We start from the raw sequence: 7737 nt of genomic DNA, 5'->3' as shown, positions 1-7737 counted from the left end.
GCGCGGCCGGGGGACGCGCGAGGACACCGGTGGTGGGGCCGGGTGACGAACGGGCGTTCGTCACCCGGCCGTTCTCGTGCGTGCGGTGGTGCCTGCGGTGGCCTGTGCCCGTGGGGCCTGTGGCGCCCGCCTGCGGCAGGAAGCGGCCCTACGGCAGGGAGCTGACGGCGCCCGTCGTAGTGCTGCATCCCTTCTGGGCGAGCGGCGCCCGCGCCAACGACCCGACGGCGGGCAGGGCGGCGACCTCCTGGGTGACCGCGGACGCGGTGGAGGTGCACCAGTTGCCGAGGGCGTGGACCCCGTTCGCGTCGGGGCCGATGTCGGCGACGGGCCCGAGGGGGCTGGGGGTGTCGGCCTGCGCGGCGGGGGCGGCGATGCCGAGGGTGGCGGTGGCGAGGAGCCCGAGGGTGAGCATCTTCTTCATGTCAGGTTCAACGACACGACCCGGGACGCGTCACGTCCAGGCGGCGTCCGGCTGGTTGTCTGAACCTGCTCTGAGGATCCGGGAATTTGTTGTCATGGCCATGGAGCGCCGTTACGTTCGCATAGTCACCATCTCACGGGGAGACACCCGATCGGGGCTGGTTTCCTGCTGTTTGTCCTTCCGTCAGGCGGTGTTCCACGGGGGCTGTCCACGCACACGGCACACTCAAGGAGCATTCGTGACAACAACAACCGCACCCTCGCGACGGAGTTCGCGCACCGGCGCGTCCGCCGCCGACCGGAGCACCAGGCGCCTGCATCGGGCCGCGGTCGTGCGTATCGGCTTCGGCCTGGTCTGGGCCGTCGACGCCTCGTTCAAGTGGCTGCCGGGGTTCATCCACGGCCAGACGATCAGCGACGAACTCGGCCAGGGAACGGCCATCCACACCCCGGTCATCCACCAGTGGCTCCAGCTGTGGCACACCATCGGCGGAGCCTCGCCTGGCGCGTTCGCGGTGGTGACCGCTGTGACCGAGACCGCCATCGCCTTAGGGCTGATCCTCGGGGTGTTCAGCAACGCCGTCTTCGTCGGCAGCGCCCTGTACGCGCTGGGCGTCTGGTCCACCGCCGAAGCCTTCGGGCTGCCGTGGAACACGCCCGGCATCACCGACGTGGGCCCCTCCGTCGCCTACATCTTCGCCTCGCTGGCCCTGCTGCACGCGCACGCAGGTGCGACCTGGAGCCTGGACGCCAGACTGCGGCCCCGGCTCGGCCGCCTGGCCTGGCTGTCCGGCCCGGCGGCCGGGTCGATCCCGGCCTGACGCTGTACGTCCCGCGTGCGGCCCGCTCCAGCGTCGCTCATGCCGTTCGAGCGGTAACGCCGTGCAGGCCCCGATGGTGGTCGGGGCCTGCACGGGGGTTCGCTCACTGCGTGGGCGGCGGGTCTCCGCGCAGCGCGAGTGCGTGGTACGCGCCCGCGGAGACGGCCTGGACCTTCGTCCCGGCCAGGGCCGGGACGGCCGTCACCCCGGTGGTGTTGACCTTCCAGTCGATGGCGCGCCCGCCGTCGAGCAAGGCGACGATGTGGTCGTATCCGGCGGCCACCGCGGTGACCTTGGACTGCGCGAGGGCGGGGACGTTCTGGTTGGCGAGCTTGCTGCCCCAGGCGTAGACCCGGCCGTTGACGACGGCGACGGAGAAGTCCTTGCCCGCCGCGATCGCCGTCGCCACACCGTTCTTGACCACCGCCGGGATGTCGGTCTGCTTGCTGCGGTTGTCACCCCAGGCGATGACCTTGCCCGCGTCGGTGAGCGCCAGCGCGTGGTACTGACCTGCGGCGATGGCCTTGACGTCGGTGCGGGCCTCCTCGGGGACGCTGGTCTGCTCGTAGCGGTTGTCCCCCCACGCGACCACTGCGCCGTTCTTCAGCGCGAGGGAGAAGAACTGCCCTGCGGCCACGGCGCTGACGCCCGACTTCGCGTCCGCCGGAACGTCCGTAGAGCCCATCCGGTTGCTGCCCCAGGCCACGACCGCGCCGTCCTTGACCGCGAGCGAGTGCAGGTAGCCGGCGGAGACGGCGGTGACGCCGGAGGAGAGCGAGGCGGGCACGTCCGTCTGGTGGTAGAGGTCGCTGCCCCAGGCGATGACGCCCCCGTCCTTGAGGGCGAGTGAGTGGAAGTCGCCGGCGGAGACCGCGCTCACGTCCTGCTTGGCGTCGTCCGGAAGGGTCGCCTGGCCGTAGGCGTCGTCGCCCCAGGCCAGCGTCTCCCAGCCCGGTGTGGCGCGCTGCTGGAGAGGTTGGAGGGGCTGGAGCGTCTGGTGTGCGGGAAGCGCGGCGGCGCTCGCTGGCAGGCTGAGTGCCAGCGGGCCGCAGCATGCGACCAGGGCGCCGCACAGCAGCGCCGACGATGCCCAGCGGCGCGCCCGCCAGAAGTGACGATGCGTCAGCATGCGTCCCTCACTCCTTCGTTGTGCGGTGGTGGTACGGGAGGAAAGGGTGGTCTCAGCCACGGTTGACTCCGCCCGCCGGTGCGCCCTGGTCGTTGGGCGTCAGCGCGGAGGGGCGGTCGGCGCGGCAGCGGGCCAGCTCGGCCGAGGTGAGCGGACCGGTGCGCTGGTAGAGGCGATCCGCGATCTGCGGGGACGGGTAGTCCAGCACCGTGTAGATCCGCCAGTCCTGGTTGGGGTCGGCCGGAGTCGGGTTGGAGGTGAACCAGCCCTCGGTGCGCTGACGGCCGCTCTGCGCCTCGAACCAGGACGCCTCACCGGGGTTGACCACCTCCTTGACGCTGCGGTCGGTCGAGGGGCTCCACGAGGGGCTGCTGCCGGTCCCGGTGGTGAACTGCTGGTTCATGCTCGACGGCGCGGTCTTGGCATCCGCGGGCGGCAACCCGGCGGCGGCCGGAAGGTCGCTGATGGTGCGGGAGTTGAACGTCAGCGGGCGGGTCCGGTCGAGCGTGGCGCGGGTGCAGTTGATGTAGGTCTCGTCCACCTGCTGCGCGGGCGCGTAGTAGGAGAAGGAGTAGTCCGCGAGCGGCGTGAACGTGCACTGCTTCGCGTTCCTCGCACACTCCGTGACGGCCTCGCTGACGGGACGCGCGTCGTTGCCCTTGAAGGCCTCCGACGGGGGGAGGTCGGTGGAGCGGATCGTCTTGTCCACCGGCGGCTCGACCTGGACGGCCTTGAGGCCGGCGATCATCGGGCCGCAGTAGCCGCCGTTGGTTCCCGTCCCGTTGGCCGCGGCGTACGGTTTGGCCGGGACGGTCGAGGTGAAGGTGAGCAGCGGTTCGTACGAGTCGGCGGTGAAGGTGTAGCTGCGCCCGGTGCGCCACACCCCGTTTCCCTCGACGTTCCATGTCTTGTCGGGGTCCGGTTCGGTCAGCTCGTTCTGACTGCTGCCGCCCTCGCCCTGCACGGTGTACGTCTGGCCCTGCTCGACGGTGCGCGTGGTGCAGTAGATGCTGACGCCGGGACTGTCGTCGAAGGTGACGGTGACCCTGGCCCCCGGGCGCACGCCGCGGAGCCGCTGCTTGAAGGCGTAGTCCGCGCCGGACTGACGCAGCATCACCGCAGTGAGCTTGTCCGGGTGTCCGTCCTTGTCACCCGGGTAGCGCCAGACGCCCTGGCTGGTACCGGCGCCGTTGTTGGCCGAGGTCGAACCGACCGACCAGCCCGCGACGTTGGCGGTGCTGGGCGAGCCAGTGAAGGCAGGCAGGCTGAAGTCGCCGTTGATCAGGGCGACATCGGCCTGCCGCCGCTGCTGCTCTTGCGGCGCGTGCTGGGCGAACGCCGGGCAGGCGGGCACGGCGGCCAGGCCGAGGCAGAGGGTGGCCACGGCGGAACGGCGCAGGGCGGTGCGGTTCACGGTCGGCGTCTCCTGGGAGCGATCGGAGCGGGGTCGGGGGCTGCGGGCGCTCATCGGCGTCCGCCGGGCAGGGCGACCTGCTGCGTCAGCCGGGAGCCGGCGGGCAGTCCGCCGGGCAGCTCGATCAGGCCGGAGGGCAGGGTCGGCATGCTGCGCGTCGCCGTGCTGCGCGGCGGGACACTGCGGGTCGGGATGCCGCGCATCGCCGTGCCGCCGGGCGGCAGGGCCTTGGTCGGCGGGGGCGTGGTCTCGTTGTTCCCGGTCTTGCCGTCGGGCCGCAGCCGCGTGCAGGTGTTGTTCGGGACGGTGTAGGTCTCGGCCACGAAGGTGCTGTTGTTCACGCTGGAGGGGCCGTCGACGTAGACGTTCTTGATCCCCATGCCGTTGCCGACGAAGATGCCCCCGGCGATCCGCCGCATCGCGGCGCTGGCGCCGAACATCAGCGCGTCGCCGGAGAGCACGGTGACCTGGTAGGTGGTCGACTCCTTCTGGTCCGTCGACCAGGTCTTGTTGTAGGCCAGCTTGAACGCGCCCTGGAACGCCGTGCTCAGGGACGCCGAACCGGTCAGCGCGCCGCTGCCGTTGGCGCCGCCCTTGGCGTTGACCTCCGCACTGGGGCCCTTGGACTGGTCCGGCGTCTTGAAGTTGCCGCCGGCCTCGCCGCTGACCCCGGCCGTGACCGCCGCAGAGCCGCTCAGCTGTCCCTGCACGGTGATCTGACCGGTGATCTCGCCGCCGAGGTTGTCGGAGTTGCTGACGTCCATCGAGACGTCCCTGGTGAGCGTGATCGGGCTGCTGGTGCAGTTGATCACCGCATTGCCCAGGGACTTGACGGCGGTGAGGTACTCGCTGGACGCGGCCCGGTCGATGACGAAGCGGCAGGCGTTCGCGTGCGCGCCGCAGAAGTCGGTCACCCGCTGCGTCGAGGGCAGCAGCGTGTTGCCGTCGTAGGCCTGGGCGACCGGCACGGCCGGGCCGTCGACGGTGGGCAGCGCGTCGGAGGCTGCGGAGTCGGCGGTCGCCGTCGCCGTCGGACCGCACAGCGCGACCGCTGCGGCGGTGGCGACCGCGGTGAGGACGAGGACGCGGCGGCGCAGGGTCGTCGAGGTCGTCGGGGGCGTCAGGGTCGTCGGCGGCGTCGGGGTTGTCAGGGTCGTCACGGGAGTCGTCATCAGTGCATCAGCTCGCAGATTCGGGTCGGCTCGTCGGGAGCGTCGGACGGGGCCAGGCCGGGCGGCAGCTGGGCGCCGAAGTCCTTGCACGCGTCGCCGACGGCTCCTGACGCGTTGTCGGTCGGGGCGGGCTTCTCGCTGTCGAGCTGCTGCTCGGCCTTGGCCATCCCGTCCTTCTCGGCCTTGCCGTCACCGGTGAGGTCGGTCATGCACTGTTTCGACGTGGGCGGGCACTTGCCCGACTGGGCCTTGGCGTCGGCGATGTCCTGCTTGTTCTGCTGCTCCTCCTTGGCCACCTCCGCCTTGCCGTTGTCGACGTCGTCACGGTCCTTCGACGAGGCGGGACAGGGCGTGGTCTCCTCGCCGCCCGGGCACGGTGACTGGGTCGGCGACGCCGTGGCGGCTGCGGCGGGTACTGCGGCGCGTGCGTGGTCCGCGCTCAGCGCGGCGGCGGGGGAGAAGGCGAGAACGGCGCCAAGCACTGCGGTGGCACCGCAGGCCGCAGCGAGGACAGCCACTCCAGGAGCGACACGGATACGGGGCATACGAAAGGGAATCCTCTCTGTACGAACCAAGCGATGGTGTCACTTATTCGGCATATGCCGCATTCCTATGCAGATCATCACAACATTCATGCGCATGGCGGGGGCGCGTCGGCGCGGCGCCGGGCGAGTGCGAGGCGGGATGACTGCGTACACTCAGGTGCGCCAGGATGAGAACAGTCAGTCAAGTGTTCGGGTCCGCACGCGCCTTGTGCCCCGAGCTCGGCGTGTCGGGTGTGCCCGAGCCGGGTGGGGGATCGTGATGGGACCGCTGGACGTGGTCACGGCAGGTCTGCTCAGCGCGACGACGGCGAGCGTCTGCGGCGGCGCGCTGGTGCGGGGTCGCACGCCGGTGGCGACGACGACGTGGCGTCAGAAGTGGCTCGGCACAGGGGTGTGCGGGCTGCTGGCGATCGTGGTCCCGTGGTGGGTGGCGGGGCGCTTGGCACTCGGCCTGGTCGGCGCGGCGCTGGTGGCGGGCGTGGCGCTGGCTTCGCGGCGGCTGACGCCGCTCGGCCGCTGGGTGTTCGCCGGTTCCGCCGTGACGCAGCTGCTCGTTGCGGCGTTCTGGCTCGTCTGTGCGTGGTCGGGCGACGCGGGTCCGGTCGCGGATCCGGTTACGTGGGGGATCGCCGTCGTCTCGGCCGTCGCCTGCTTGCTCGCGCTGCCGAACACCGTGATCGAGGACTACCTCGCCCGGGAGGTCCAGCTGCGGGCGACCTGGTCCCGGCCGAGGCGGCTCACCCCCGCCGACCGCCGCTTCGACGGCCCGCTGATCAGCGTCCAGGTCCCCACCTACGCCGAACCCCCGGAGCTGGTCCGCGCGACGCTCGACGCCCTCGCCGCGCAGGAGTACCGCGCGTTCGAGGTCGTCGTCATCGACAACAACACCGCCGACGAGTTGCTGTGGCGCCCGGTCCAGGAGCACTGCCGCAGCCTCGGGCCGCGCTTCCGCTTTCTGCACGTCGACGGCGTCACCGGCGCGAAGGCGGGCGCGCTGAACCTCGTGCTGCGCCACACCGCGCCGGAGGCGGAGCTGATCGCCGTCGTCGACGCGGACTACCAGGCCCAGCCCGACTTCCTCTCCTCGCTCGCCGGGCAGTTCGACGATCCGCGCACCGGCTACGTGCAGACCCGCCACGACTACCGCGACTACCGCGATCGGTGGGACGGTGCGTACCTGCGCGGCTGCTACTGGGAGTACCGGCAGCCCTACGCCGCCTACCTGGTCAGCCGCAACGAGTACAACACCGCGCTGACCACCGGCACGATGTGCGTGGTGCGGCGCAGCACCCTTGAGGCGGTCGGCGGTTGGGCCGAATGGTGCGCCACCGAGGACTCCGAGCTCGCCGTGCGGATGCTGGCGGCGGGCTACGGCGGACGCTACGTCAACCAGACCCTCGGACGCGGGCTGATACCCGCGACCTTTGCCGGTCACCGCAGTCAGCGGCACCGTTGGATCCGTGGCCCGGTCCAGGAGCTCCGGCACCACTGGCGCCGCTACCTGCCGCGCCGATGGGCGACGCCGTCGTCCCTGACGACTGGTCAGAAGCTGCTGCTCGCCCACCACGGGCTGCGGCCCGCTGTCCAGAGCGTGGCGAACAGCGCGGTGTGGTTGCTCGCCCTTGCCCTCGTGGTCGCGCCGTGGTTCCCTTCGCACTCGGCAGTCCCGGCCACGGCCGCCGTTGCGCTGCTGACCGCCAAGGCGGCATCCGGTTGGACCCTGCTGCGCGCCCAACGCTTCGCCTCCGACTGCACCGCCCGCGACCTCGCCGCCGCGACGCTGGCGAGGCTGTCGCTGCAGCGCGTGACCTGGGCCGCCGGCCTGAGCGGGCTGCTCGGCCGTGGCCACGCGTGGGGCCGCACGGCCAAGTTCGCCGTGCGTCCGACGGGTTGGCGCAGCGCGCTGGAGGCCAGAGCGGAGCTGTACGAGGGGGTCGTGCTTGCGCTGGTGTGCGTGGTCGGGTTGTGCGCTTGGCGCGGCAACGCGGTGATCGGCCTGGCCCTGGTCACCGTCCTCCAGCGCGCCACCACCTGGCTCGCCGCCCCGCTCCAGGCCCTCCTCGCGGACCGCGCCCTGCGGGTGCAGAGGGAGGGGGACGGGACGTCGACGCTCGTGCCCGACAACGAGCCCGTCGCGACGGCGCGCTAGGCAGGGTTGGAAGGTCACCGACGCCGCCCGTGCAGGCAGATCAGCATCCCCGACCACGAGGGTGTGGTCGAATTCCCCCGCCGA

7 protein-coding genes are annotated in these 7737 nt (G+C 71.6%); 2 read left to right on the top strand and 5 right to left on the bottom strand.

Annotation, left to right across the window (positions count from 1 at the left end):
• Positions 1-148: 148 nt before the first annotated feature.
• Positions 149-424 carry a hypothetical protein gene (locus I2501_RS32040; RefSeq protein WP_196197824.1) on the bottom strand — a complete coding sequence of 92 codons (276 nt, stop codon included), beginning with the start codon at positions 422-424 and terminating at the stop codon, positions 149-151.
• Positions 425-662: 238 nt separating this feature from the next.
• Here I2501_RS32040 and I2501_RS32035 point away from each other — a divergent pair, with 238 nt between their 5' ends.
• Positions 663-1244, top strand: coding sequence for a hypothetical protein (locus tag I2501_RS32035; RefSeq protein WP_196197823.1), 582 nt, complete (start codon positions 663-665; stop codon positions 1242-1244).
• A gap of 103 nt (positions 1245-1347) precedes the next feature.
• On the opposite strand, the gene I2501_RS32030 is transcribed toward I2501_RS32035, so the two are convergent.
• From I2501_RS32030 to I2501_RS32015, 4 genes are read right to left on the bottom strand one after another with little or no spacing between them, the layout of a single operon-like run.
• Complete coding sequence (locus tag I2501_RS32030; RefSeq protein ID WP_196197822.1) at positions 1348-2373, bottom strand: RCC1 domain-containing protein; 1026 nt, start codon at positions 2371-2373, stop codon at positions 1348-1350.
• A gap of 52 nt (positions 2374-2425) precedes the next feature.
• Positions 2426-3787: a hypothetical protein gene (locus I2501_RS32025; protein ID WP_196197821.1), complete on the bottom strand. Its 1362-nt coding sequence runs from the start codon at positions 3785-3787 to the stop codon at positions 2426-2428.
• A gap of 50 nt (positions 3788-3837) precedes the next feature.
• Entirely contained in the window at positions 3838-4947 is a 1110-nt protein-coding gene (locus I2501_RS32020; RefSeq protein ID WP_196197820.1) for a hypothetical protein, read from the bottom strand.
• Positions 4948-4958: 11 nt separating this feature from the next.
• Positions 4959-5441: a hypothetical protein gene (locus I2501_RS32015; RefSeq protein ID WP_196197819.1), complete on the bottom strand. Its 483-nt coding sequence runs from the start codon at positions 5439-5441 to the stop codon at positions 4959-4961.
• Positions 5442-5763: 322 nt separating this feature from the next.
• Between I2501_RS32015 and I2501_RS32010 the strand changes: the two genes are divergently transcribed.
• Positions 5764-7653 carry a glycosyltransferase gene (locus tag I2501_RS32010; protein WP_196197818.1) on the top strand — a complete coding sequence of 630 codons (1890 nt, stop codon included), beginning with the start codon at positions 5764-5766 and terminating at the stop codon, positions 7651-7653.
• Positions 7654-7737: the final 84 nt, after the last annotated feature.

The organism is Streptacidiphilus fuscans (assembly GCF_015690355.1).
Classification (GTDB): Bacteria; Actinomycetota; Actinomycetes; order Streptomycetales; family Streptomycetaceae; genus Streptacidiphilus; species Streptacidiphilus fuscans.
Note: the sequence above shows the minus strand (reverse complement) of the source record. Positions and strands in the feature narration are given on the sequence as shown.